19 protein-coding genes are annotated in these 26,031 nt (G+C 67.6%); 14 read left to right on the top strand and 5 right to left on the bottom strand.

The features are described from left to right. Positions 1-10: 10 nt before the first annotated feature. Both E3O46_RS03840 and E3O46_RS03845 read left to right on the top strand, forming a co-directional pair. Positions 11-2,077: a gluzincin family metallopeptidase gene (locus tag E3O46_RS03840; RefSeq protein ID WP_134561136.1), complete on the top strand. Its 2,067-nt coding sequence runs from the start codon at positions 11-13 to the stop codon at positions 2,075-2,077. Next, on the top strand, positions 2,070-3,356 hold the full coding sequence (locus tag E3O46_RS03845; RefSeq protein ID WP_134560116.1) for a ComEC/Rec2 family competence protein: 1,287 nt from the start codon (positions 2,070-2,072) through the stop codon (positions 3,354-3,356). The genes E3O46_RS03840 and E3O46_RS03845 overlap by 8 nt, the downstream gene beginning before the upstream one ends. Here E3O46_RS03845 and E3O46_RS03850 read toward each other — a convergent pair. Together E3O46_RS03850 and E3O46_RS03855 are read right to left on the bottom strand one after the other, a co-directional pair. Beyond that, positions 3,346-4,566 carry a T6SS phospholipase effector Tle1-like catalytic domain-containing protein gene (locus E3O46_RS03850; RefSeq protein WP_134561137.1) on the bottom strand — a complete coding sequence of 407 codons (1,221 nt, stop codon included), beginning with the start codon at positions 4,564-4,566 and terminating at the stop codon, positions 3,346-3,348. The genes E3O46_RS03845 and E3O46_RS03850 overlap by 11 nt on opposite strands. A gap of 180 nt (positions 4,567-4,746) precedes the next feature. Then, complete coding sequence (locus E3O46_RS03855) at positions 4,747-5,469, bottom strand: CDP-alcohol phosphatidyltransferase family protein (RefSeq protein ID WP_134448708.1); 723 nt, start codon at positions 5,467-5,469, stop codon at positions 4,747-4,749. 75 nt (positions 5,470-5,544) lie between these two features. Here E3O46_RS03855 and E3O46_RS03860 point away from each other — a divergent pair, with 75 nt between their 5' ends. The 8 genes from E3O46_RS03860 (at position 5,545) to E3O46_RS03895 (ending at position 13,974) form a co-directional block, all read left to right on the top strand. Continuing rightward, complete coding sequence (locus E3O46_RS03860; RefSeq protein ID WP_134561138.1) at positions 5,545-6,525, top strand: zinc-dependent alcohol dehydrogenase; 981 nt, start codon at positions 5,545-5,547, stop codon at positions 6,523-6,525. Next, positions 6,522-6,920, top strand: coding sequence for a 6-pyruvoyl trahydropterin synthase family protein (locus E3O46_RS03865; protein WP_134448710.1), 399 nt, complete (start codon positions 6,522-6,524; stop codon positions 6,918-6,920). Before E3O46_RS03860 ends, E3O46_RS03865 begins: the two co-directional genes overlap by 4 nt. 2 nt (positions 6,921-6,922) lie before the next feature. Beyond that, positions 6,923-7,957, top strand: a complete 1,035-nt coding sequence (locus E3O46_RS03870) for a glycosyltransferase family 4 protein (protein WP_166791015.1) — start codon at positions 6,923-6,925, stop codon at positions 7,955-7,957. Continuing rightward, complete coding sequence (locus E3O46_RS03875) at positions 7,954-8,775, top strand: small ribosomal subunit Rsm22 family protein (protein WP_134561140.1); 822 nt, start codon at positions 7,954-7,956, stop codon at positions 8,773-8,775. Before E3O46_RS03870 ends, E3O46_RS03875 begins: the two co-directional genes overlap by 4 nt. Then, entirely contained in the window at positions 8,772-9,761 is a 990-nt protein-coding gene (locus E3O46_RS03880; RefSeq protein ID WP_134561141.1) for a lysylphosphatidylglycerol synthase transmembrane domain-containing protein, read from the top strand. Before E3O46_RS03875 ends, E3O46_RS03880 begins: the two co-directional genes overlap by 4 nt. Beyond that, positions 9,758-10,504, top strand: coding sequence for a RibD family protein (locus E3O46_RS03885; RefSeq protein WP_134561142.1), 747 nt, complete (start codon positions 9,758-9,760; stop codon positions 10,502-10,504). The genes E3O46_RS03880 and E3O46_RS03885 overlap by 4 nt, the downstream gene beginning before the upstream one ends. A gap of 17 nt (positions 10,505-10,521) precedes the next feature. Then, positions 10,522-12,123, top strand: coding sequence for an alkaline phosphatase family protein (locus E3O46_RS03890; RefSeq protein WP_166791016.1), 1,602 nt, complete (start codon positions 10,522-10,524; stop codon positions 12,121-12,123). 93 nt (positions 12,124-12,216) lie between these two features. After that, positions 12,217-13,974 (top strand): HNH endonuclease signature motif containing protein, encoded by a 1,758-nt coding sequence (locus E3O46_RS03895; protein WP_134561144.1) that lies wholly within the window; start codon positions 12,217-12,219, stop codon positions 13,972-13,974. A 217-nt stretch (positions 13,975-14,191) separates the two neighbouring features. On the opposite strand, the gene E3O46_RS03900 is transcribed toward E3O46_RS03895, so the two are convergent. Both E3O46_RS03900 and E3O46_RS03905 read right to left on the bottom strand, forming a co-directional pair. Then, positions 14,192-15,481: a glycosyltransferase gene (locus E3O46_RS03900; RefSeq protein ID WP_134561145.1), complete on the bottom strand. Its 1,290-nt coding sequence runs from the start codon at positions 15,479-15,481 to the stop codon at positions 14,192-14,194. Next, complete coding sequence (locus E3O46_RS03905; RefSeq protein WP_134561146.1) at positions 15,478-17,715, bottom strand: glycoside hydrolase domain-containing protein; 2,238 nt, start codon at positions 17,713-17,715, stop codon at positions 15,478-15,480. The genes E3O46_RS03900 and E3O46_RS03905 overlap by 4 nt, the downstream gene beginning before the upstream one ends. A gap of 111 nt (positions 17,716-17,826) precedes the next feature. Between E3O46_RS03905 and E3O46_RS03910 the strand changes: the two genes are divergently transcribed. The 4 genes from E3O46_RS03910 to E3O46_RS03925 all read left to right on the top strand — a co-directional run bounded on the left by E3O46_RS03910 (position 17,827) and on the right by E3O46_RS03925 (position 22,527). After that, the gene (locus E3O46_RS03910) at positions 17,827-18,855 is read left to right on the top strand and encodes a glutathione S-transferase family protein (RefSeq protein ID WP_134561147.1); all 1,029 of its coding nucleotides are present in this window, start codon (positions 17,827-17,829) and stop codon (positions 18,853-18,855) included. Between the two features lie 99 nt (positions 18,856-18,954). Next, positions 18,955-19,509, top strand: coding sequence for a hypothetical protein (locus E3O46_RS03915; RefSeq protein ID WP_134448724.1), 555 nt, complete (start codon positions 18,955-18,957; stop codon positions 19,507-19,509). Between the two features lie 13 nt (positions 19,510-19,522). Next, the gene (locus E3O46_RS03920; RefSeq protein ID WP_134561148.1) at positions 19,523-21,610 is read left to right on the top strand and encodes an ATP-binding cassette domain-containing protein; all 2,088 of its coding nucleotides are present in this window, start codon (positions 19,523-19,525) and stop codon (positions 21,608-21,610) included. Positions 21,611-21,639: 29 nt separating this feature from the next. Then, the gene (locus tag E3O46_RS03925; RefSeq protein ID WP_241987331.1) at positions 21,640-22,527 is read left to right on the top strand and encodes an ECF transporter S component; all 888 of its coding nucleotides are present in this window, start codon (positions 21,640-21,642) and stop codon (positions 22,525-22,527) included. Here E3O46_RS03925 and metH read toward each other — a convergent pair. Beyond that, positions 22,415-25,951: a methionine synthase gene (gene metH / locus E3O46_RS03930; protein WP_134561215.1), complete on the bottom strand. Its 3,537-nt coding sequence runs from the start codon at positions 25,949-25,951 to the stop codon at positions 22,415-22,417. The two genes, E3O46_RS03925 and metH, sit on opposite strands and share 113 nt — an antisense overlap. Positions 25,952-26,031 lie beyond the last annotated feature (80 nt).

Here is a 26,031-nt window from a genome sequence, read left to right on the forward strand (position 1 = left end):
GAAGGCACCGATGGGGGTCGCCACACCAGGAGACCAGCCGCCAGCGCGCCTGGGACCGCGTAACGATCCGCCGGTGCGGCTGCCCGCTCGGCGGCCGTTGCCGGTCTACGCGTTCGATCCGATGTCAACTCGACTGAGCGGCCGATTTTTGACGGTCGATGTTCCGTTCGAGCGCGATTTGGAGCCGGGACCATCGGGCCGGCTGGTGCAGGTCGTCGACTACGACGCGGCTCGCGATGTCTGGTATCGGCCGGTCGATCTGAATGATCCGGCGATCCTGGCCCAGGGCGGGCTTCGTCCGTCCGAAAGCGATCCGCGCACCCACCAGCAGGTTGTCTACGCCGTCGCGATGAGCGTGATCGAACGGTTCGAACGTTTCGGTGGGCAGCGTTTCCGCTGGCGGGGCGGGCGGGAGTTGCGGATCGTGCCGCACGCGTTTGAAGGCCGCAATGCGTTCTTTGATCCAACGCGGCGTGCGGTGCTCTTCGGCTACTACAAGGCCGACGAACGCGATCCGGGATCGAATCTGCCCGGCCAGGTGATGTTCACGTGCTTGAGCGTCGATGTTGTGGCGCACGAAGTGACGCATGCAATCGTCCATCGCATCCGCAAGTACTTCTCGGAGGCATCGAATCCGGATGTGTTCGCGTGGCACGAGGCATTCGCCGACCTGGTGGCGCTGTTTCACCACTTTCTCTTCCCGGACGTGGTGGCTGAGGCGGTGGCCAACTCGAGCACAGACCTTCGGGAAGGGTCGGCATTGCTCGACCTGGCGCTCGAATTCGGGGAGTCGACAGGCCGCGGTGCGGCGCTGAGGTCGGCCATCGGGTCGCCGCGCACGCCGGACGCGTTCCTGGCGGCGACCGAGCCGCACGCGCGGGGGGCGTGCTTCGTGGCGGCGGTCTTCGACGCCTACCTCGACACCTATTTGAAACAGATCAACGATCTGCGCCGGCTGGCAACCGGCGGAACCGGAGTCCTCCCACCAGGGGCCTTGCCAACCGACCTGGTGAAACGGGTGACGGTCGAGGCGATCCGGAACGCAGACCGTATCCTTGGGATGGTCGTGCGGGCTTTCCAATACCTGCCGGTGGTCGACGTGACGTTCGGGGACGTGGTCCGCGGTATCGTGACGGCCGACCGGGCGCTCTACCCGGATGATGCGATGCGTTTGAGGACGAACCTCGTGGAAGCTCTGCGGCGGCGCGGGATCTATCCGCCGTCGGTGTCCTCGCTGACAGAAGAAGCATTGACCTGGCCGGGGCCGGCGGATCCGGCACTCAGCCTGACCCGCGGGGCACACAGTGTCGACTTGGCGCCCCTCATCCTGGAGGCGACGCAGAACCTCGACTTGGGCGGCGAGGCGTCGACGACCATCACCGGAGCGGACGCGGACCCGGAGATCGAGGGGCCGGACAAGTCGGATGCACGGCCACGGGTATCCACTCGTGCGCGACCCGCGGTGCCGGCGGTTCCGGCGGTTCCGGCGGTTCCGGCGGCACAGTCGGGAGCCCTGAAACCGGCGCCGGCGACGACAGCGAATTCGGCGACGGTCGTGGCGCTCATCGAGTGGGGCAGGTATCACGCGTACGAACTCGGCCTGGATCCGGACCTCCCTCTGGAATTGGTGGGCGTGCACGCGGTGTTCGTGCAAGCATCCGACCTGCAGCCCCGGCCGATCGTGGTGGCGCAGTTCGCGCAACGCCATCAGGAGCTCGAAGACCAGTCCCTGCCCGCGGGTAAACGCATGGCGATCCGAGCGGGAACGACGGTCATCGCCCGCGTCGACGGGCAAGTCGTGCACGTGGTGGCCAAGCCACTTCCCTTGTCGAACCCCGATGCGTTGACGAAGCCGGAGACATTCACCGGGAAACCGGACGCGGTGCGAGCGTTCGCGGAATCGAGTGCTGCGATCGGTGCGAAGCGGGCGAAAGCGCTGCAGGCGTGGAGCGACCACGTGACGTCGGCGGATGCGCTCGCGGCCTGGACCGACCAGCCCTCGCTGCTTCGCATGACGTTCGCGTCTCTCCACGCCGCAGAGGAGGTCCCGATGCCGAAAGTCGTGCCCCATGCCTGACCAGACGACCGTTGCCGTGCGGATGTACAACGTTGGCTTTGGTGACTGCTTCCTGGTCACGATCACACGAGGTCTACAGGTGTGGCGGATGCTCGTCGATTGCGGTGTGCACAGTCAGGGCCGCGCGACGATCAACGGTGTCACCCGGGACATTTCCGATGTGGTCCACACGGTCATCGCGGACCTCACAGCGGTTGCCGCTGCCGGCTCTCCCCCGCACCTCGACGTTGTCGTCGCCACCCACCACCACCAGGACCACATCAGCGGCTTCGCGGTCGACGAGTGGACCAGCGTCGATGTCGGCCAGGTGCTGGTCCCGTTCGTGGAGGACACGAGCGATCCGGCTGCCCAGGCGCTGCGCAATTCACTCGTGTCCACAGCGACCCAGATCCACGGTTTCATCGAGGCGAAGGCCCAGACGAACTCAGGGGATCTGCCGGCTCCGCTGGCATTGGCCAGCGCCCTGGCAGCCAACTCGATGGGCAACGCGAAAGCAACCGACCGGCTGCTCAGCCGCAACGGCACCCAGTTCAAGAACACGCCGCCGGTCATGTTCGTTCCCAACCGGGACCCCGCGAAGAACGTGATCGCCGTGCCCATCGAGGGGGTGAGCATCCACCTGCTCGGCCCGTCGCGCGATCCGAAGCAGCTCGCGTTGATGGACCCGCCGGTGTCAGCACAGTGGCTGCAACTCGATCCCGACCAGCACCCCGACGACGACGACGAAACACCGACCATCTTCGATCCGATCTATGTAGTGGCGGACGAGGACGTCCAGTCGATCCCTTCGGAGCTGAGGGACGCGCGCGCCTCCCTGCGCCTGACCCAGCTCGGCACCGACGACGACGCGCTGCTCGACGCAGCGGCCGTTCTCGAACGCTCCGTCAACAACACGAGCGTGTACTTCGTGCTCGACGTGTCCGGGACGCGGTTGCTGTTCGTGGGCGACTCGCAGGAAGGCGCCTGGGAGCACGTGCTCGACGACCCCGTGTCGAAGGCTCTGGTCAGCAGTGTCGCGTTCTACAAGATCGGGCACCATGGATCGCACAACGCGACTCCGAAGCCGTTCGTTGAGTCCGTGCTCGGGCAGGGGGCCTATGCGATGCTGCCCTGGGGACTGGTCAAACAGTGGGAGAACACCATTCCCAAGGCAGAACTTCTCACGGCCCTGGCTCAACTCAACACGCATGTGGTTCGAGCGGATGCGCCAGTCGCCGCGCCACCGGCTGTAGTGGTGGACCCGGGACTGCTGTGGAGTCAGGTGACCTTCACGGTGTAGTGGGTCGGGTCGCTACGGCCGCTGGCGCGGGATGCTCCGTAGGCGCCGGAGCGGACTCGATCGGATTGGCGGCTCGGACCGGGACGGGCGCGAGGTCGATCCAATTCGGGTCAGCCCACTGCACGCCCGATGGGATCCGCGTTTCATAGAGGCCCGGGGCCTCCATACGGGGCCTGACGCTGGAGTGGATGAACGCGTTCGCCGGGATCGGGCGTGTTCGGTCGATAAAGATCTTCCACATCCAGCTATTCGCGTGCACGGTTCCGTCGGCGCTCAGCTCAGTGACGGTGCACGCTTTCGCGTACGGACCAGGTTCAACGAGCATTCCCTCCTCAAGGGCGCCCTCGACGATCCACTTGAGGGTGACGTTCGAGAGGCGCGGGTCGTCCTCGAAAGTGCCCCCGACATCCGTGTGCACACCCGCGAACCAGACCTCCTCAAGCTGGGACTGAGGGGACGGCGTGACGAGGTATTCGCGGAAGGGTCGGCGCTTCTCATCGATCGACACGGCATGACGCACGCGCACATCATTGTCCAGCTTGCGCGTATAGGGCCATTTGATATCCCATTTGAGGAATCCAGCCGCCTTCACCGTGTCGAATGCGCCGAGGTACGCGACGCGCACGGTACTCCGCCCGTTGACTTTGCGGGCGAAGTTCTCGGAGAACTCGTCGATTCCTGCCCAGAATGCCCTCGACGCGACAGTCTGCGGGGTGCGAGGTGCGGCGTTCGTGGGGGTCTTCCCGCTCGGGGTGGTGACGCCGTCCTTTCCCTGGGGACGGTCATCCTTGCTGCGCTTGGTGAACTCGGAAACTGCATAGGGCACGAGGTTCTCCGAGCCGGCATGAAGAAGGCCGATCGTGCGCAGCATGCCTGATAGAGCGCGGGCGGTGTATGCGCCGCGGCTGAATCCGAACACGAAGATGCGGTCACCCGGATTCCACTCCCGCATCAACCATGTGTATGCCTCGCCCAGGTTCTGGCGAAGCCCATTGCCGAACGCAAGCCCGCCGACGCGCGAGAGCCAACGCGCGAGCGGACCCCACGAGGCCGACGACGAGAATGTGCCCACCCCCGGGTCGTAGTAGGCGATCTGTTTCGTCGGGTCGGTGAGGTCGAGCATCCCGAACACCTTGATGACGTTCGAGTCACCCCGTGCTCGCGGCTGGGCGCCCGTGCCATCAAGACAGATGACCAGATTCCTAGCCATGAAGTTCCTCCCCTGGCTCGCGTAGCGGTATCAACCGGACGGGTAACAAGATAGCCGTGGTTTGAGCGCAGTTACCAGAGCGATCACGCGGGATGGGTGCAGCGGGACCGTGCTTCGAAGTGCCCGGCATTCCCCTCCGTGTGAATGTTCGCCTCCGCCGCTTGCCATTCCTGATCGGGATCAACGGAACCTGACCGGCTCTGACCGTCGTGCAGCGAGCCAGAGCACGTCGCGGCCAAAGGATTCGAGGAGCAGGACGAGCGCCAGCGCGACGAGCAGGGCATCAAGACCGGGGAGAAGCCGTGTCGCGGCCGTCGCCAGGGCGATGCCCTGCACGGCCGTGACGACCTTCCGCCAATACCGGGATGGCAGCTGCCGGCGGAGCCAGGGAAAGATCCACCCGGCGATGACGAAGAGGTACCGCATGGTGCCGATCGCGAGGACCCAGGTCCCCAGGTTCTTCGACACATAAACGCTCAGCACGAGCAACAGGAACGCATCGACTTCCATGTCGAACCGCGCGCCCAGCTCGCTCGTGGAGTTCGTGTGCCGCGCGACCCAGCCGTCGACGGCGTCCAGGACGAGGGCAGGCACGACGAGGGCCATCATCAGGGTGGTGGGAACCGGCGCGACGAACGATGCAACGACGATCCCGCTGATCATCCCGACGAGCGTCGACCGCACGGCCGTGACACGGTTCGCTGGTCCAAATCGTGTCGAGTTTCTGCTCCGTAGCCCGCGCACGAGCAGGGCATTCGACACGACCAGGTAGCTGAGGGCCACCAGCCAGCCGACAGCGGGCGCCCACGACCGGTCCCAGGACCCAGCGGCAAGGCCGAGGACCGTCGCGGCCGCCGTCCCCGCGATTGCTGAGGAAATCGGCGCGAATTGAACTCTGCGCATCCCTGTCTCGTTTCTTTGTTAACTCATCTGTTAAGACGGCGCTCCGGCATAAATCGTTCACGAACGGGAGGGACTGTGGTCGAGTCATCCGCATTCTGGGTGGAGTCGCCCCACGTCGGGGTGCTCCGCCGGGAAACCGTGCCGAAACCCGGCGATGGAGAGGTGCTCGTAAGGACCCTCTACACCGGGGTCAGCCGAGGCACGGAGATTTCGGTATTCAGCGGACACGTCCCGCAGAGCGAGTTCGACCGGATGCGTGCCCCCCACCAGGACGGTGAGCTTCCGGGCCCGGTCAAATACGGTTATCTGAATGTCGGCGTCGTAGACCAGGGACCCGAATCCCTCGAGGGCCGGATCGTGTTCACGCTGTTCCCCCACCAGTCAGCGTTCGTCGTCCCCGCCGATGCGGTCGTGCCGGTTCCCGCCGGGATACCGGCACGTCGCGCCGTGCTCACGGGCGCGGTCGAAACAGCCATCAATGTGCTCTGGGATGCTCGTCCACTTATCGGCGACCGGGTGTCCGTCATCGGCGCCGGCATGATCGGGTGTTGTGTCGCACGACTGCTCCGCGGCATCCCCGGGGTCGAGGTCACTCTGATCGACGTCAACCCGGCGCGCCAGGTGGTTGCGGATCGACTGGGCGTGGGCTTCGCCGACGTCGCGCGGCCGCCGGGTGACCGGGACATCGTAATCAACACGAGCGGTTCGGCCGCCGGGTTGCAGCTCGCCCTCGAAACAGTGGTCACCGACGGTGAGGTCCTCGAGGCGAGCTGGTACGGCGATCGCCCGGTCACGCTCATGCTGGGCGCCGACTTCCACTCGCGACGATTGACGATCCGGTCGAGCCAGGTCGGAGCGGTGGCGGCGAGTCGCCGGGGAAACCGGTCGAGGCGTGAACGCCTGGAGCTGGCCATGCGGCTCCTGCACGACCCGGCCTTCGATGCCGTGCTGACCGGTGAGTCCTCGTGGCGCGACCTTCCCGAGGTGATGGCGAGCCTCGCCCGGGGGGCTCCGGATGTCCTGTGTCACACCATCACGTGGGGAGAACCAAAATGACGTACACGGTCACGGTCCGCGATCATCTGATGATCGCCCACAGTCTCACGGGCGACGCCTTCGGTGCTGCCCAGCGACTCCACGGAGCCACATTCATCGTCGACGCGACCGTCGCGTCGGGCGGCCTCGACGCCAACGGTGTGGTCGTGGACATCGGCAGACTGGCGAGCGCGCTCGCGGAGATCACGGGGGCGCTCACGTATCGCAACCTCGACGAAGACCCGCGGTTCCGGGGCCGGAACACAACCACCGAAGTGCTCTGCACAGCGATCGCCGATCTGCTGGCCGAAGGGGTGAAGGCAGGGTCACTCGGCCCCGTTCAGCAGCTGGACTCCATCACGGTCACGCTTCATGAGTCACACATCGCGTGGGCAAGCTACACGAGGACGGCATGAGCATGTCCGCCGAACGTCGGGTCTCCTTCTTCGTGCCCGCAGCGATCGACGACCCCGCCAGGGTCAGCGGTGGCAACGTCTACGACCAGCACGTTCGCGACGGGCTCCGACGCAGCGGCTGGGAGGTGCACATGGTTCCGATCCCGCCGGATGACGGCATGCTCACGGGCCTGACCCTGTCGAGGCTGCCGGACGGTGCCCTCGCCCTGGTCGACGGCCTGATCGCCGCACGCGAATCGGTGGCATTGGGCCTCCAGGCCACCCGGCTCCGGTTGATCGTCCTCGCGCACATGGTCACGGCCGACAGCCGTGAACGAGACGCATTCCGGGCTGCGAAACGCATCATCGCCACGAGCGGATGGACCCGGTCTGAGATCATCACGCGTCACTCCCACGCGGCCCACGACGTCATCGTCGCTTACCCGGGAACGGATCCCGCCGCCACGACGAACGCTTCACCAGCAGGCGACCGGCTGCTCTGCATTGGCGTGGTTGCCCCGCACAAGGGCCAGGACCTGCTGATCGGCGCCTTGGCGCACCTCACCGACGTTGACGGCTGGACGTGCACCTTCGTCGGATCACTCGACGGTGCACCAGGTTTTGTCGACGAGCTGACGCGCGCCCGTCACCGGGCACGCCTCACCGCCAGGGCACCGTTCAGGGGTGCGCTGGTCGGAACACGGTTGGACAGCGCATACGCCAGGACCGACCTTGTCGTCGTGCCATCCCGGTACGAGAGCTTCGGAATGGTCGTCGCAGAGGCCCAGGCCCGCGGCATCCCCGTCCTGGCCTCCCGTATCGGTGGCATTCCGGAAGCGCTCTCGAACGAGTCGGCGGGGATCCTCGTCGCGCCGGAGGATCCGCGGGCGCTCGAGGTCGCGCTGCGCCACTGGTTAGCCAGTCCGGCACAGCGGTCGCAGCTCAAGGCAGCCGCCGTGGCGGCCAGCAGACGGGCCAGGCCGTGGAGTGCGACGGTAGCCGCCATTGCGTCAACGCTCATCGAGGTGGCATTCCGTGAAACGGCGGTTTCCCCATGACCGGCATTCCCCTGGTCAGTCCGGACTGGCTGGCGCTGCGTGAACCGGAGGACGCAGCTGCGCGCTCACGCGATCTTGCGCTCACCGCCGCCGCCAAAATCCCGGATGGACCGGTGATCGTTCACGATCTCGGCAGCGGGACCGGTTCGATGATGCGCTGGCTCGCTCCCCTCCTCCCCGGTCCGCAGACCTGGATCCTGCACGACTGGAATCCGGACCTGATCGAATCGGCCATCGGCAGGATGCGTCCGCGGGACGGGAACTCGGCAGCGATCTCCGTTCTCGCCCGACCGGGGAACCTCGCCGACCTGCGGGCATCCGACCTTGAGGGTGCGTCCCTCGTGACGGCATCCGCCCTGCTCGATGTGCTGACCTCCCACGAGACCCACACCATCGTGGACGCCTGCGTTGACGCCAGCTGCCCCGCTCTTCTCACCCTCAGCGTGACAGGCCGGGTTCGCCTGAGCCCACGGGACCACCTCGACGCGGCATTCGAGGAAGCCTTCAACGCACATCAACTTCGACTGGCAGACAATCGCAGGCAGCTCGGTCCGTATGGCGCGCCGATTGCGCGCGGACTGTTCACACAGGCCGGCTGGGAGGTGCGCCAGACCGCCACGGAATGGCTGCTCGACCACAGCAGGCACCGCCTGCTCCTCGACTGGTTCTGCGGATGGGTGGACGCCGCCGTCGAGCAGGATCCCCGGCTGGGCGCTGAGGCCGCGCGCTTCCGGCGACTTCGGATGTCCCAGATCCGACGCGGGGAGCTGGCAGCGCGCATCCGCCACGTCGACCTGCTGGCCTGGCCGCGCGGATGACCCACCGCAGCCGAGCCCTGATTCGCCAGGTCTTGCGGTCGGCGGGATTCCGCCGTGCCATCCGTCCGGTCCTCGGCGCCGGCGTCCTCATCAGCGTCATCGGCCAGGTGGGAACGGGCCCGTTCCTGCAGGGCATCGTCAGCCTGGACGGACCGACGATCGGCGCGGCGCTGCTTCTTTCGGCCGTTGCAACGGTGGCTGCTTCGTGGCGGTGGCAGCTCATCGCGACCCGCCTGGGAGTTCCGCTCCGCTTGTCGACCGCCATCGGAATGTACTACCAGTCCCAGTTCTTGAACACGATCCTTCCGGGCGGAATCGTCGGGGACATCCGCCGGGCAGTCGACAGCGGCCCGCGCGGCACAAGCGTCAGGCCCGCCGCGCGCGCTGTCGCGGTCGAGCGCCTGTCGGGGCAGGTCGTGCAGCTCGGCCTGGCGCTGATAGTGCTGGCGTGCTTCGGAACCGAGTTCGAGGGCTACCTGCTGCCGGCGCTCGGGATCGGATTCGGCGTTGTCGTCGCCGGGCTTGCCGCGACGATAGCGCTGAGCACACGCGCCCGTGCGGTGCTGTTCAGCGAGGCGCGCGAACTCCGGGCCGGCCTCGGATCACTGCGCACCTCCCTGCAGGTCGCGATCGCGTCGGTCATCGTCGTCGGCTGCCATGTCACGACTCTCACGCTCGCAACTACGGCCGTTGGCGCGAGGATGCCGGGGCTGCGGATGCTCACTCTCGCTCTCGTCATCCTGCTCGGCGCCTCGATCCCGCTGAACATCGGCGGCTGGGGACCTCGCGAGGGCATCGCCGGCTGCGCATTCGCAGTTGCGGGATTGGGCGCGCCGGCGGGGGTGGCGGCATCCACCCTGTTCGGCGTGCTCACGATGCTCTCGATCACGCCGGGCGCGCTCGTCGCCGCCGCTGTCGCCGTTCGTCTGCGCCGACCGGAGTCCATTCTCGTTCCACACGCTCTCGACCAAGAGGAGACATCGTGACACTCACGCCATACGTCACCCTGAGCTGCGCCATCTCGCTCGACGGGTATCTCGACACAGCGCGTCCACCGCGGCTCACCCTGTCGAATGCAGCCGACCTCGATCGTGTTGACGCCGTGCGGGCAAGGAACGACGCAATCCTGGTCGGTGCACGAACCGTGCGAGCCGACAACCCGCGATTGCTGGTGAGGAGCGCTGCCCGCCAGAACCGTCGAGAGGCAGCCGGCCTGCCGCGCTCACCGTGGAAGGTCACGGTGACGGCAACGGGCGACCTCGATCCGAACGCGGCATTCTTCACATCCGGCGACACCACACGGCTCGTGTACTGCCCCGCACCGCTGGCCGGCGGCCTCCGGCGACGACTCGGACCCGCCGCCGTTGTCGTCGGTCTGGACGGTGGAGTGAGAATGGCCGACCTCGTCGCCGACCTGGGTCAGCGTGGGATCAGCACGCTCATGGTCGAGGGAGGAGCGATAGTCCACACGCAGTTTCTGGCGGCCGATCTTGTCGACGAGCTCCAGCTATGCGTGGCACCGTTCTTTGTCGGCTCAGCCGGGGGCGCCCGCTTCGTCGGCGACGCCCTGTTTCCCTGGACGAGTGACCGGCGGGCTCACCTCGCAGAAGCCAGGCCGATCGGTGACATGGTTCTGATGCGCTACGCGCTCTCAGATCGGTTCACCGAGCACGACGCGGAAGCCCACCCGGCTGTGATCACGGCGCCTCTCATGGCGGGAATGCGGTGAGCGCCAACCGTCCGCCGATGGTTCGACGACGGGTGGGTTTGGCCGCCGCCCTCGTCCTGGCATTCGTCTCTGTCCTCGCGCCTGGATGGATCAGCACGGGGTCGCTGCTGGCCCTGGTGCGCGTACCCCTGGAATCGGTCGTCGTCGTCCTGATCCTGGCGGGACTTCGGCGTCCGTTCGCGCGCCGGACCGTCTCGATCCTCGCCGCCATGGTCTTCGTCGCAACCATCGCTCTCGCGGCTCTCGATCGGGGGTTCAGAAGCACGGTCGGTCAGCCGTTCAATGTGGTGACCGGCTGGCCGGAGGTGCGGGACGCCTACGGTGTCCTCCGGGATTCTGCCGGCCCGGTCGCATCGGTCACACTGCTCATCCTGATCCCGATATCGTTTTCGGCTGTCACTCTCATTCTCGCTGGTGCATTCCTTCGGATCACGGACGCAGTGGGTCGGCACCGCCGCCCCGCAGCGATCGGTGGCTTCGTGATCGCAGCGAGTTGGATCGCGCTCGGATTCAGCGGCGCCCAGGTCGTACCCGGCGAATCCGTCGCCGCTGCGGACACGATCCACACGGTCGTCGTGAAAGCCGAGCAGGTCAGGATCGCGGATGCCGACCAGGCCAGATTCGCACGCGCAAGCGCAACCGACGAATACGCCCGATTGCCGGCATCCTCTCTCCTCACCGGGCTGAAGGGAAAGGACGTCATCGTCGCGTTCATCGAAAGCTATGGCCAGGTCGCCGTCCAGGACACGTTCTTCTCCGTCGGCGTCGACGACGTCCTGCGCAGGGGAAACACGGAGCTCGCGGCCAAGGGCTATTCGGAACGCAGCGCCTTTCTCACTTCGCCGACGTTTGGCGGAATCAGTTGGCTCGCCCACGCCACCCTGCAGACCGGGCTCTGGATTGATTCACAACAGAAATACGATCAGGTGACCGCTGGAAACCGGCTCACCCTCAGCAGGGCCTTCGCTGAGGCGGGCTGGCAAACCATCAGCGACGTGCCATCGGACAGCGGGCCGTGGCCGATCGGCCGATCGTTCTATCATTTCGGGACAGAACTCACCTCCCAGAACGTCGGATATCAGGGTCCTCCGTTCAGCTATGCCCTGATACCCGACCAGTACACCTGGGAATACTTCCAGAAGCACGAACTGGCCGGACCACACCGTCCGCTGATGGCGGAGATCGACCTGGTGTCCTCGCACACCCCGTGGACTCCCCTGCCCCACGAGGTGCCGTGGACCGCTGTCGGGGACGGCTCACTCTACGACCCCCAGCCGGACCAGGGACTGTCTCCGAGCGAGGTCTGGCAGAACCCGCATCTGGTGCAACAGCTCTACGGACAATCCGTTGAATACTCGCTCAGCACGCTCATCTCGTTCCTCACCACCTACGACAACCCGAACCTCGTCCTCGTCGTTCTCGGCGACCACCAACCGGCGACCGTGGTCAGTGGCGAAGGCGCGAACCACACCGTGCCGATCAGCATCATCTCCCGGGATCCCGAGGTCATGAGTCGGATCGCTTCCTGGCAGTGGCAACCGGGAATTCTGCCGGATCGCGCGGCACCCGAATGGCGGATGGACGAGTTCCGTGACCGGTTTTTCGCGGCATTTGAGTGACGACCTGTCCTCAATAGTGTGCTGGTCAGAGGAAGTTTCCACACACCTGAGCCATGCTCACAGAATGTCGGTGGTCGGTCGTAACGTGGGGGCATGACCAACCTCCCGGAGTCGCCCGCCTCACCCGACAAGCCGCACGGCGACCGGGAGCATGACGACCCGGTGCTCGGCGGCGGCGTGCTCGGCGGCGGAGTGCTCGGCGGGTTGCGCTCGATGGCAAATGTCGTCACCGGGTTGGGCGGTTCGTCCGCCGCCGTCGACACGCTCAGTGACGAGGCGGTGCTCGAGGGACACGCACTGATCGCGAAAGCCCGGCGGGCCCTCGACACCCAGGCAGCATGGTTCGCAGCGACCCTGGCCCGCAGGTCCCGGCCCGACCTCGGCGGGAAGGGTCTTGCGGCCCGGAAGGGGTTCCGCTCCCCGGAGGACCTGCTGCAGTCGATCTCCGGGTCGAGCAAGGGCGATGCGGTCAAGCTCCTCGGGGTGGGCCGGCTGGTGGCCGAGATCGACGCCGCTGAGAAGGCCGCCCGCGACGCCGCCGAGGCCCAGAAGCTGCTCGACGGCACCCCGCCCCTCGACGGGGCCGCTCCAGATCTGCCGCCGGTCGACCAGCCGGTTCCGTCGGCAGCGGTACCACCGTGGCACGCCCCGATCGGCCGCGCCCTCGCCGAGGGCTGGCTCAGCGTCGAGAAGGCGGACTCGCTCCGGAAAGGGCTCGGCGACCTGGACCGGGCGATCACCCCGGAGAAACTCGCGACGGCCCTGGCCCGGCTCCTCGCCGAGGCGCGCACGGTGAACGCTGACCAGTTGTTCAAGCGCGCCCGGCGGGTGCGGGACGTGCTCGATGAGGCCGGCATCGCCGCCCGCGAGAAGGCCGTCTACGACGACCGGTCCCTGCGGTTCTGGCGACTCCACACGGGGCAGGTGCGCCTGGTCGGCCTGTTCGCCCCCGAAGACGGCGAATACCTGATGAGTACCTACGACGCCATCACCAGCCCCCGCCGGGGCGGGGTCCGCTTTGTGAACAAGGAGCAGGCAGCGTGGGCGAAGCGCGTGCAGGACGACCCGCGCACCACCGAACAGCTCACCGCGGACGCATTCCTCGCCCTGACCAAACTCGGCGTCAAAGCCGACCCCAAGCGCATCGCCGGAGGACGAAGCCCCGCCGTCCGCATGATCACCATCCGCCCCAGGAGCACCACACCGACCAGCACCACACCGACGGGGACCGCATCCACCGGCACCGCACTCATCGGCGTCGCACCGCACGGGACCGCGCCGGTCCGGACCGCGTCGATCGAGACCGCAGCCGGTAGGACTGAACCGAGCTGGCCGACTCCCGACGCGGTGACCGGACCCACGTCCGATGCCGAGGCAGGCCGCCGAGACGAGGCACCCGCGCTCCAGCCGGGCGTGATCGAGGGAACCGCGGTTCCGGTCTCCACCGAGACTCTAGAACGGAACCGGTGCGACACCGGACTCCTCGACGTCACCTTCGACGACCACGGCAGCGGCGTCGACCTCGGCCGCGAACAACGCACCTTCAGCCCCGCCCAACGCGACGCCCTCGCCCTTCGCGACGGCGGCTGCATGTGGCCCGGCTGCGACCGACCACCCTCCTGGACCGAAACCCACCACATCCAGCACTGGAAAGACGACACCGGCGCAACCAACCTCGCCGACGGGATCCTGCTCTGCCGGGCCGACCACCTCAGACTCCACAACGAACACTGGCGCATCACACGCGACGACACCGGCCACTACTGGCTCACACCACCCCCGGGACTCGACCCCGAACAGAGACCCATCCTCCTTACCAGCAAAAGCCCGATCCTCCGGGACGACGACTGAGTCGGCGAGGAAGATCGGCGGTGTAGCGGGGACGGCAGCGGCACCGACCGCCGAGTCTCCTTGTTCCGTACTAACGGTGTTCGAAACTGGACGTTTCGGACCCGGCAGTTCAGACATCGGCGCTTCAGACCTCACCGCTTCAGACCTCACCGCTTCACACTTCACGGTTTCAGACCAACCGTCTTGCCCGCGGCGGGTCCGACCGCCGGATCCGCTCCTACTGGTGCGGGACCTCGGCGGTGTCCCGCAGCGGGGCGAACATCCGGTCGAAGACGTTGCGCCGGTCGAACTGCATCGCATACTCGCGCGCACGGTCAGCCCAGTCCCTGCGCTCCTCCGCCGTGGTCTCGAGAATTGCGCGGTCGATCGCCTCGGCGATCGCCTGCGGGTCTTCGACGGGGATGATCAGGGCGTGGTCGCCCACGGCTTCGCCGATGCCACCGGTGACGGTGGTGATCACGGGACCGCCGCCGGCGAGCATCTTCTCGGCCAGTGCGATGCCGAACGTCTCCACGAACTCCGGCCGCGGCTTGCTCGGAAGCACGAAGGCGGCGCATCCGGCCATCAGGTACGGCTTCTCCGCATCGCCGACGTCGTCGAGGAACCGGATGCGATCGGCGAGCGGCGAGGCCGCGGCGATGGCCCGGAGTGCCTCGGACTGCGGGCCGCGGCCTGCGATCACGAGGATCTTGTCCTGGCTGGCTGCGCTGATCGCGTAACCGGCGATGAGATCGTCGACGCCCTTCGCCGCGGTGAGCCGGGAGAGGAACAGGATGTACCCGTCCCGTTCGAGGCCGCGGGCGGTGAGAACGTCGTCCGTCACGCTCTCGTCGAGGTGCAGGTAGGAGTCTGCGTCGATCGCCGGGTAGGAGATCGTGATCCTTTCGCGGCACTGGGCCGCGTAGCGGGTGCCGTGGTGCTGGTCGACGAGTTCGGCCTCGGTGATGATGAGCTGCCGGGTGTACTCGGACACTGCGACGCAATAATCCTGGCTGAGATAGCTCGACAGGATGTGCGCAGCGGCGCCGAATCGTCCCTCGTTGACCGCGGTGCGCACGACATTCGTGACGTCCGAACCCACGGCTTCCGCGATCGTGGTCACGTTGACGGGCAGTCCGGTCCCCCAGGCAGCGCGCACGGCGTCGGAGACCGCGAGCGTGTGCGGCGTGAGGTAGAGCGAGAGGCAGACCGTGGGCACGCCATCGGTGAAGAGCTCGATCAGCCGGCCGGTGACCCCGGCGAGGTGGCGCCCGTCGAGCACCTTGTAGTCCCCGACCGGTGCGGGGCGGTCGACGAAGATCCCGGGACTGTACGGCAGCACGGAATCGAGCGGTTTGAGCGGCAGTCCGGACGCCTGGAGCTTGTCGATCGGCCACGTCACGATGCGCACCTCGTCGAAGCCGCGCTCGAGCGCGGTCTCAGCGAGATTACGCGCTTCGACGGAGTGGCCGCAGATGACCGGATCGGCCCGGACCACGATGACAAGCCGGTTCTCAACAGAATTCATGGTGTCTCTCCCGTGGATCGTGACGCTCGTGATGGTGACAAGGATGATGGCGTCGAGGGTGGGAAGTCCGTCGTTCCCCAGCTGCCCGGCTCAGGCCCCAACTCCACGACGAGTTCGCCACCGGCGTGGAATTCATTTCCACTGAGCCAGGTGCGCCCGAGCGGTTCCCCGTTGAATTCCATAGCCTGCACATACTGTACGGGTCCGCCCGGTGCCGGTTCAATGAATCCACGAGTACGGATGGTGAACGAGTGCTTACCGACAGAAAACGTCGACTTCTCGAAGGAGGGTGCGTTGACGAGGAAGATGTTCTGGCCGGCCACCGGGAACAGCCCGAGTGACGCCCAGACGAACCAGGAACTGAGCCCGCCGGAGTCGTCGTTTCCTGGCAGCCCTCCCCGGCCGGTGCCGAACTGCTGATGCACGATGTTGTGCACGATCTCGGCCGTGCGGTCCGGCCGGCCCACGTAATGGTACGACCACGGCGCTTCCATGTCGGGCTCGTTGTTGAGTCCCTCGAATCGGCCGAGTCGGTAGCCGGCGATGACTTCCTCCGGGCCGGAGCCCCGGACGAGCTGCTTCACCGGCTCGGCGCCGTAGCCGAAGAACTCGTCGAGCTGGGCGATGAACCGCTCGGCCCCTCCGCTCAGGGCGATGCGGGCATCCATGTCCTGCACCAGCCGGAACGAGTAGTTGTGCCGGGTGCCCTCGTAGTACGTGGAGTCCTTCAGGAGACCGGTGACCGGGTCGTACGCATTCACCCAGCGTTCAGCGAGGGCGACGAACTGCTCGACGAGGGCCCTGTCGCCGACGTGCCCGGCGACCTTCGCGGTGCACCAGTATCCGAAAGCCAGGTCGAGGGTGTGGCTGATCGGATGCGCCTCCCCGTGAACCAGGAACTCCTCGCCGTAGGTGCGGCGCAGGTCGTCGGACATGTGCACGAGGGCCCAGTCCCAGTCGATGCCGGGGAGGCCGAGCTGGCACAGGTCGGCGAGGAAGGTATGGGCGAGAGCACTCGCCTGCCGTGAGAAACGGTCGCTTCCGCGGGCCATCCGGTACCCGATGGGGAAGTTGCCCTCCTCCTCCGAGATGGTGATCATCGCGTTCGCGAGCTCGACCGCTCGTTCCGGCATCAGCGCAGTGATCAGGGGAAGCTGGGTGCGGTAGATGTCCCACATGGTGCTGATGTCGAAGACGAACGGTCCGTCCGTCGGCCAGAACGGGCTCTCCGAGGGGGCCAGGCAGGGCTTGATCAGGGCGTGGTAGAGCGCCGTCGAGAACACCGTCTGGCGAGCGGCAGACGGTGTCCTGACCGTGATGCCCTTGAGCTTTTTGCGCCAGACCTTCTGGGTCCGCTCCCGGCGGGGCGTGAACTGCGCCGGTCCGGTTCCGCAATCCGCCTCGAGGTTGCGCTTGGCCTGGTCGACGCCCCGCAGGGAGAATCCGATCCGCAGCTCGATCGTCTGGCCCTCCTCGCTCGGACCGGCCCACATCAGGCCGAACGGGCGCAAGGTCGTCGGGCGGATGTGGTCGAAGTCGAGCCGGGTCCCACCCGGCATCAGGCGTCTGTCGTACCAGAGCATCTGACGCCACTGGGGGTTGTCGCACTCGATGTACACCGAAAGAGGGGCGCCCTCCACCACGATCTCCCCGCTGGCGACTCCGGGCTCGAGGCACTCGAGATGGGCCCGCACCGGGATCGTAGCGCCGTACGGAATCGACAGTCCACCGTGCGAGAAGTCGATGACCACCCGCGCCTTGGAATGTGCCGGAAAGGTATACCGGTGCACCGCACTCTTCGGCCCGACGGTGAGCTCTGCGGTGATGCCGGAGTCGAGGGTTCCTGAATACCAGCCCGGCTCGGCTTGTTCGTCGGTCAGCTCCCAGGTCCGACCGAGCACGTCGAGTGGTTCGATCATCGGCGTGACGCGGAAGTAGTTGTAGTACTTTCGGATGGCGCCGGTACCGGACTGCTGGAAGTGCGCGAATCCCGAAGCGAGGTGACGCTCGTGCAGGAGGGGCGGGATGCCCTCGAGAGAGAGGTCGTACCGGCCGTACCCTGTCGGATAGGCCCCCGAATACGCGCAGGCCGATACCATCCCGAGCGGGTAGGTAGCGCCCGGGTGCGTGTTCCCGATTTGAGGCTTCGGCCACCACCAGGTGGCGGCGAGGCCGGTCTGGGGAGGAAGGTCCGTAACCTCGGTGCCGATAAACGGGTCAACGCGACCGATCATGCAGTATCTCCTCTGAATGCCTTCCTCGGAGAGTAGCCGCTGCACTGCGTCGAAGATGACGCGACTCCGTTACCGCGAGGTAAATTCTCGCGCCGCCGCTACCGTTGAAGGATGACCACCCCAGAGCCCGAGGGCGCAGACCTGACGCCGAGCTACATCGAACCCGGACAGCCCTTCGATCGCGACACCCACTACATCGAGGACCGCATCACCCGGGACGCCCGTGACGGCTGGCCCGTCGAGCCCGGCCGGTACCGTCTCGTGGCCGCGCGGGCGTGCCCGTGGGCGAACCGGACCGCGATCGTCCGGCGCCTGCTCGGGCTGGAGGCGGTCATCTCGCTGGGCCTGCCGGGACCGACGCACGACAGGAACAGCTGGACCTTCGACCTCGACCCCGGCGCCGTTGACCCGGTGCTCGGCATTGAACGGCTTCAGCAGGCCTATTTCGCGAGATTCCCGGATTACCCGCGCGGCATCACCGTTCCCGCGATCGTGGACATTCCGAGCGGACGGGTCGTCACCAACAACTACCCGCAGATCACGATCGACTTCGAAACCGAATGGGTGGAGTATCACCGTGAGGGTGCTCCCGATCTGTATCCGGTCGAGCATCGCGCCGAGATCGACGAGGTCGCCGACCTGGTCTTCCACGACGTCAACAACGGCGTCTACAAGTGCGGCTTCGCCGGCAGCCAGAAGTCCTACGAGCGGGCATACGACGCCCTCTTCGCCCGCCTGGACTGGCTCGAGGAGCGCCTCGCGACCCAGCGCTTCCTTGTCGGCGACACGATCACCGAGGCCGACATCCGGCTCTTCACGACGCTCGCACGGTTCGACGCCGTGTATCACGGCCACTTCAAGTGCAACCGCAACAAGCTCAGCGAGATGCCCGTCCTGTGGGCATACGCGAGGGACCTCTTCCAGACGCCGGGTTTCGGCGACACGATCGACTTCGAACAGATCAAGCGGCACTACTACGTCACCCACAGCGACATCAATCCGAGCGGCATCGTCCCGAAGGGGCCGGATGCCCGTGGCTGGCTCGAACCGTCTGGTCGCGAGGCCCTGGGCGGGCGTCCGTTCGGCGACGGCACCCCGCCGGGGTCTCCCCTGCCGGCAGAGCGGGTGCCGGCGCTCTGACTCTGTCCCGGGGACAGCACCGCGGGCATGCTCCGGCACGATGACCCTGCGCGTCTGACGAATTCCGATTCCCGCCTGCCGCTCAGTATTCTGGGGGGCATGAAGATGCCAGTACTCGTTACGCTCACCCTGCTCGGAGCGCTGGCGCTCAGCGGTTGCGCCACCGGCCCGTCCACGTCGCCCAGCGGGACAGCCGCGCCCGGAGCCGCAGCAACGGCCGCCGCCACGGAGTCCGCCTCGCCAGAGGCCTGTTCCGGGGTGAGGGTTGTCGTCGATTTCGGAACCCTCGCCGCACCGAAGATCACCGACTGTGTGGACACCGGGACGGCGACCACGATCGCTGCAAGCGCCGTCATGAAGACCGCGGCCGTCGCGACCGAGGGAACCGTCCAGTACGGCGACCAGGTCGTCTGCCGCGTGAACGGGCGCCCTGCCGCCGACGAGACCGTCACGGTCACGGGCCAGGCCTCGTTCGTCGAATCGTGCCAGTCGATGGCGCCCGCATACGCATACTGGGCGCTGTGGATCCAGCAGTCCCCCGGCGCGGCCTGGGAGTACGCCCAGGAGGGCCTCGGGAGCCTCCAGGTGACGCCGGGTCAGTCCCTCGGCCTCGTGTTCACCACCGGTACCGAGACTCCGACGCCCGGGAGCTAGGGCTCCGACCCCGGTGTTCCGCTTTCGCCTGGCCCCCCTCCGCGCGGCCGTGCTCTTCGCGCTCGGATTCGTGGTGCTTCGGATCGGATACCGGGTGCTCTTCGGCGGCGGCGGGGGCACGGGGCTGGTGCTGCTCGACCTGCCGCGAGTCCCCCTCGCCGGACCGTTCAGTCACGTCGTGCTGTTCGGACCTGTCACGACCGGCGGCATCGGGAACGCGGCGCTGAGCGCGCTCCCGGTCGCGGCCGTGATCCTCGTGTTCGGGGTGCTCAACGCGCTCGTCGACGTGAGCCGCCTGTTCGCCCGCGGCGCCAGGCGCGGGCCGCTGCGCACGGTCTCCCGCGCGCTTGTGATCGCGTGGGCCACGTTTCCCGCACTCCTGGACTCGGTCAGGCGCGTCCGCCTGGCCGCTGCCCTCCGGGGTGAGCGGACCGTGGCAGCCCTGCTCGTCCCGGTGTTCGAGCAGACCATCGAGCGCGCCCTCGCCCTCGCTGCATCGATGGAGGCGCGGGGGTTCGCGTCCGTCGGGGCCGTCGGCGGCGCCTGTGACCGGCCCGTCGTCCTGGCGGATGCCGCGCTCGATTTCGACGGGGACTGGCGCCTCGAGCACCTCGACCTCGCTCTCGCCCCCGGCACCCTCACGGTCATCGTCGGGCCGACCGGTTCGGGCAAGTCCGGCCTGCTCCAGGCGATGAGCGGGCTGTTCCAGCACTTCCACGGCGGCCGCCAGCACGGCCGGATCGAGATCGGCGGCGTCGACAGGGCCGAGACTCCCCCGCGCGACACCGCCGGTTTCGTCGGCCTGGTGCCACAGGATGTGCGGCTTTCCTTCGTCGCGGAGACCGTGGCGGAGGAGATTGGTTTCGCCCTCACCGTGCGCGGCGTCGCCGCGGTGATCGTGGAGCAGCGTGTGCGGGAGGTGGCCGCGCAACTCCGCATCACGCCGTTGCTGGGTCGCCCCGTCTCGGCGCTCTCCGCCGGGGAGGCCACCCTCGTCTCCCTCGGTGGCGCCCTGATCTGCCGGCCGGTGCTCCTGCTCGTCGACGAACCACTCGCCGAACTCGACACCGAGGCGAGGGACAGGGTCCTCCGCGTGCTCGACCGGCTGGCCCACGAGGCCGGAGTCTGCGTCGTGGTCGCCGAGCACAACAGCCGCGAGTTCGAAACGATCGCGGATGCCTGGCTCGTGCTCGACGGGCACCGCGCGCGCATGCTGCCTCCGGGTGATCAGCCGCCGAACCGGGTCGGCGATCGCAGCGTCCCGAGCAGGAACGCACGGGCCGGGCACCGTCCGAGTCCCGGATCGGAGTCGGAGGCCGGGCTGCGCGCCGCGGTGCCGTTCGCCGGAAAGCCGCTCGCCTGCATCCGCGGGCTGACGGTTCGACACGGCGACCGGACCGTCGTCGACGCGGTGTCACTCGAGCTGGCAGCCGGCGAGATCGTCGCCCTCGAGGGCCGGAACGGGGCGGGCAAGAGCAGCCTCCTGAACGCGCTCGCGCTGCCGTCGACCCGTGGCACCGTGATCGTCGCCCGGCAGGATGTTTCGGCCATGCACAGGAGGAACCGGCGCCGGGCGGTCGCGCTCGTTCCGGAGAATTTCGACGACCTGTTCTTCGCTACGACGGTCGCGGACGAGTGCCGCCGCAGTGACCGGTCGACGCGGCGACGCGCGGGACGACGCGCGGGCTTCGCACCGGGCTCCACAGCCGGGACGTTCGCGCGGCTTCTGGGGCACGACTCCGCCGCAGCAGCTCCCCTCCTCGAGCGTCACCCGCGGGACCTTTCTGCGGGCCAGCGGCTCTGCCTCGCGATCGCGATCCAGCTCGCGGACACCCCTGCCCTGCTACTCGTCGATGAGCCGACCCGAGGCCTCGACGCCGCAGCCCGTTCGCTCGTGGGCACGGCGCTGGAACGCGCGTCCAGCCGGGAATCCGCGGTGCTGTTCGCGACGCACGACCACGACTTCTCCCGGTTTTTCGCCACCCGGACCCTGCACCTCGAGGCCGGGTGCCTGAGTGCAGAGCTGTACATCGGCGCCGGGGCGTCGGGCGCGGCCTCAGCTGTCGGTACTCCGGGCCGGGACAAGCCGGTGACGCCGTGAAGCGCCGCAGCGGGCGGTGGACATCCGCGGTGTTGTGGGTTGGCAGCCTGCTCGCCGCCGCGGGTTTCGGCTGGCCGCTGTTCGCGACCGCCGTTCCCCGGGACGCGCAGGGCGCTGTTCCGTTCGTCGCGTTCGCCCTCGTGCCCGCCGTGATCGTCGCGCTCGCCCTCGTGGTGGACCGCGAGATGTACACCGCGAAGACGGTGGCCCTGCTCGGGGTGCTCGCGGCAGTGGGAGCTGCGGTCCGGATCGCGGGCACGGGCGTCGGCGGTGTCGAGGCCGTGTTCATCCTGCTCATCCTGGCCGGACGGGTCTACGGTGCCCGGTTCGGGCTGCTGCTCGGGCTGCTGACCATCGCCGTGTCTTCGGTGCTCTGGGGCGGGTTCGGGCCGTGGACCCCGTTCCAGATGTTCGCCTGCGGCTGGGTCGGCGCGGGTGCAGCCCTGCTGCCGCGCCTGCGCGCCGGTGGGCGACTCGGCCCGCGTGCCAGGGCACGCCTCAAGATCGCGCTCCTGGCCGGGTACGGCGTCGTCGCGTCCTACCTGTTCGGGCTCGTGATGAACCTGTGGTTCTGGCCGTTCGCCGTTGGAACGGGGACCGGCATCTCCTACTCCCCCGGAGCGTCCCTGGGCACGAACCTGGCCTCCTTCGGCCTCTACTCGCTCGTCACGTCGACGCTGACCTGGGACACCGTTCGCGCCGTCACGACGGTGCTCGGCATCTTCCTGGTCGGCCCGGCGGCCCTCGCCGCCCTGCGCCGGGCGAAACTGCCCGCCGCCAGGAGCGCGCCATCGCCGGGCGACGCTAGACCGAGAAGTACTTCGCTTCCGGGTGATGGAACACGAACGCATCCGTCGACTGCTCCGGATGAAGCTGCAGCTCCTCGGACAGCACGACGCCCATCCGCTCGGGCCTGAGCAGTTCGACGACCTTGCGGCGGTCCTCCATCTCGGGGCAGGCCGGATAGCCGAGTGAGAAACGGGCGCCGCGGTATTCGAGCTTGAACATGCCGGCCACGTCGGCCGGGTCCTCGGCGCCGAGACCGAGCTCTGAGCGCACGCGAGCGTGCCAGTACTCGGCGAGGGACTCGGTCAGCTGCATGGTGAGACCGTTCAGCTCCAGGTAATCGCGGTACTTGTTCGCAGCGAAGAGCTTCGCGGTCACGCTGTCGACGTTGGCGCCGGCCGTGACGAGCTGGAGGGCGACGACGTCGACCTGCCCGGACTCGCGCGGACGGACGAAGTCGGCCAGGCACAGGTGCCGGTCCCGTCTCTGGCGCGGGAAGGAGAATCGCAACCGTTCGGTGCCGACCGCTCCGCCGGAACCGCCGTCGGGCGCGAGCAGGCCCGGCGTGCCGAGGCGCCCGTCCGGGTCGTCGTCGTGGTGCAACACCACGAGGTCGTTGCCCTCGCTGTATGCGGGGAAGTAGCCGTACGCGACGGAGGCGTCGAGCATGCCCTCCGCGAGGATCCGGTCGAGCCAGTACCGCAGCCGCGGCCTGCCCTCGGTGTCGACGAGTTCCTGGTAGCTGGCGCCGTCTTCCGCGCGGCTGGGCTTGAGGCCCCACTGGCCCATGAAGGTCGCCCTCTCGTCGAGGAACGCCGAGTATTCGGCGAGGGCGACGCCCTTGACGATCCTGGTCCCCCAGAACGGCGGAACGGGCACCGGGTTGTCTGCGGCCACGTCGCTGCGCACCGGCATGGCGTCCGGCTCGGTGACGGTGAGCAGGCTGCGCTTGTGAATGCGTTGTTTCAGCGGTGGCAGGCCGACGGATGCCGGGTCTGCGCCGCGGGCGATGGCCACGAGCGGCTCCATCAGCTTCAGGCCCTCGAAGGCGTCCCTGGCGTACCGGACCTGCCCCTCGAACAGTCCGGCGAGGTCTTCCTCGACGTAGGCGCGGGTGAGGGCTGCGCCGCCGAGGATCACGGGCCACTTCTTCGCGAGCCCCCGGTTGTTCAGTTCGAGCAGGTTCTCCTTCATCACGACCGTGGACTTGACCAGCAGGCCGCTCATCCCGATCACGTCGGCGTTGTGCTCCTCCGCGGCCGCGATGATCTCGTTGATCGTCTTCTTGATCCCGATGTTCACGACGTCGTAACCGTTGTTGGTCAGGATGATGTCGACGAGGTTCTTGCCGATGTCGTGCACGTCGCCGCGCACGGTCGCGAGGACCATCGTGCCCTTGCCCGCTGCCTCCGACTTCTCCATGTGCGGCTCGAGGAGCGCGACGGCGGCCTTCATCACCTCGGCGGACTGCAGCACGAACGGCAGCTGCATCTCTCCGCTGCCGAACCGGGCGCCGACGATCTGCATGCCGGCGAGCAGGTGCACGTTGACGATGTCGAGGGCACTCATCCCTCCGGCGCGGGCGAGGTCGAGGTCGGCCTCGAGCCCCTTGGCCTCTCCGTCGATGATGCGTCGCTCGAGGCGCTCGCCGACCGGCAGGGCCGCGAGCTCCGCCGCGCGCTCGTCCTTCAGTGCGGCGGAGTCGACACCGGCGAACAGGTCGAGGAGCGCGGCCAGTGGGTCGTAGGTCAGGTTGCCGTCGACGTCGTACTCGCGGCGATCCCAGACCAGGTCGAGCGCCACCTTACGGCGGTCGTCCGGCACCGAGGCGAGCGGAACGATCTTGGCCGAGTTGACGATGGCGGAGTCGAGCCCGGCCGCTGTCGCCTCGTGCAGGAACACGGAGTTGAGCACCGACCTGGCCGCCGGGTTCAGCCCGAAGGACACATTCGAGACGCCGAGCGTGGTGTGGATGCCGGGATACTTCGCCTTGATCTGCCGGATCGCCTCGATCGTCTCGATCCCGTCCCTGCGGGTCTCCTCCTGGCCCGTGGCGATCGGGAAGGTCAGGGCGTCGACGATGATGTCTTCGACCCGCATCCCCCAGGCGTTCACGAGGGTCTCGACGAGCCTCGTCGCGATGCGCACCTTGTGCTCTGCGGTGCGGGCCTGGCCCTCCTCGTCGATGGTGAGGGCGATCACGGCGGCTCCGTGTTCCTTGACGAGCGGCATGATCCGGCCGAAGCGACTGCCGGGTCCCTCGCCGTCCTCGAAGTTGACCGAGTTCACGACCGGGCGTCCGCCGATGAGTTCCATGCCCGCCTGCAGCACCGCAGGCTCTGTGGAGTCGACGACGAGCGGCAGGGTCGAAGCGCTCGCGAGCCGGGAGATGACCTGGCGGATGTCGGCGACGCCGTCCCGCCCGACGTAGTCGATGCAGACGTCGAGCAGGTGGGCGCCGTCGCGGACCTGGGCGCGGGCGATGTCGACGCAGTCGTCCCAGCGTTCCTCGAGCATGGCGTCGCGGAATGCCCGGGAGCCGTTGGCGTTCGTGCGCTCCCCGATCGCGAGGAAGGCACTGTCCTGGTCGAAGCTGACGTGCTGGTAGAGGCTCGCCACGCCGGAGTCCTCTTCGATCGTGCGTGCACTGACGGTGGCGCCGCGCAGGCGGTCGACGACCGCGCGCATGTGCGCGGGAGTCGTCCCGCAGCATCCGCCGACGAGGCCCAGCCCGAACTCCTTGACGAACTGTTCGTGCGCCGTCGCGAGCTGGTCCGGCGTGAGCGGGTAGCTCGCCCCCGTCGCCGTCAGCATCGGCAGGCCGGCGTTCGGCATGCACATCACCGGAACGTGCGAGTAGCGCGCGAGATGGCGCAGGTGTTCGCTCATCTCTGTCGGACCGGTGGCGCAGTTCAGGCCGATCGCGTCGATGCCGAGGGGTTCGAGCGCCGTGAGCGCCGCCCCGATCTCACTCCCCATCAACATGGTGCCTGTGGTCTCCACGGTCACCTCGACGAAGATCGGCAGGCGGATGCCGGTCTCCGCGATGGCCTGCTTGCAGCCGTTCACCGCGGACTTGGTCTGGAGCAGGTCCTGGGAGGTCTCGATCAGGAAGGCGTCGGCACCGCCGCGAATGAGACCGACGGCCTGCTCGGCGAAGGTCGCCTTGAGGTGGGCGTATGTGGTGTGGCCGAGGCTCGGGAGCTTGGTGCCCGGACCCATCGAACCGAGCACCCAGCGCACCCGGCCGTCCCTGTACTCGTAGTCCTCGACGCTCTTCCTGGCGATCGCCGCTCCGAGCCTCGCGAGTTCCTCGATGCGGTCCTCGATGTCGTAGTCGGAGAGGTTCGACCAGTTGGCTCCGAAGGTGTTGCTCTCGACGGCGTCGATGCCGGTGTCGAGGTACGCGCCGTGGATCGCCTCGATCATGTCGGGACGACTCACGTTCAGGATCTCGTTGCAGCCCTCGAGCTGCTGGTAGTCGTCGAGGGTGGGGTTGTGCTCCTGCAGCATCGTCCCCATGGCGCCGTCGGCGATGACGACCCGTTCCTTCATCGTGTCGAGCAGGGCCTGCGACCGGGCCGGGCGCACGGCATCCGCGAATTCGGGGTGCTGCACGGCATCGGATCTCACTG

The sequence above is a fragment of the Cryobacterium glucosi genome (assembly GCF_004402235.1).
GTDB classification, from domain to species: Bacteria; Actinomycetota; Actinomycetes; order Actinomycetales; family Microbacteriaceae; genus Cryobacterium; species Cryobacterium glucosi.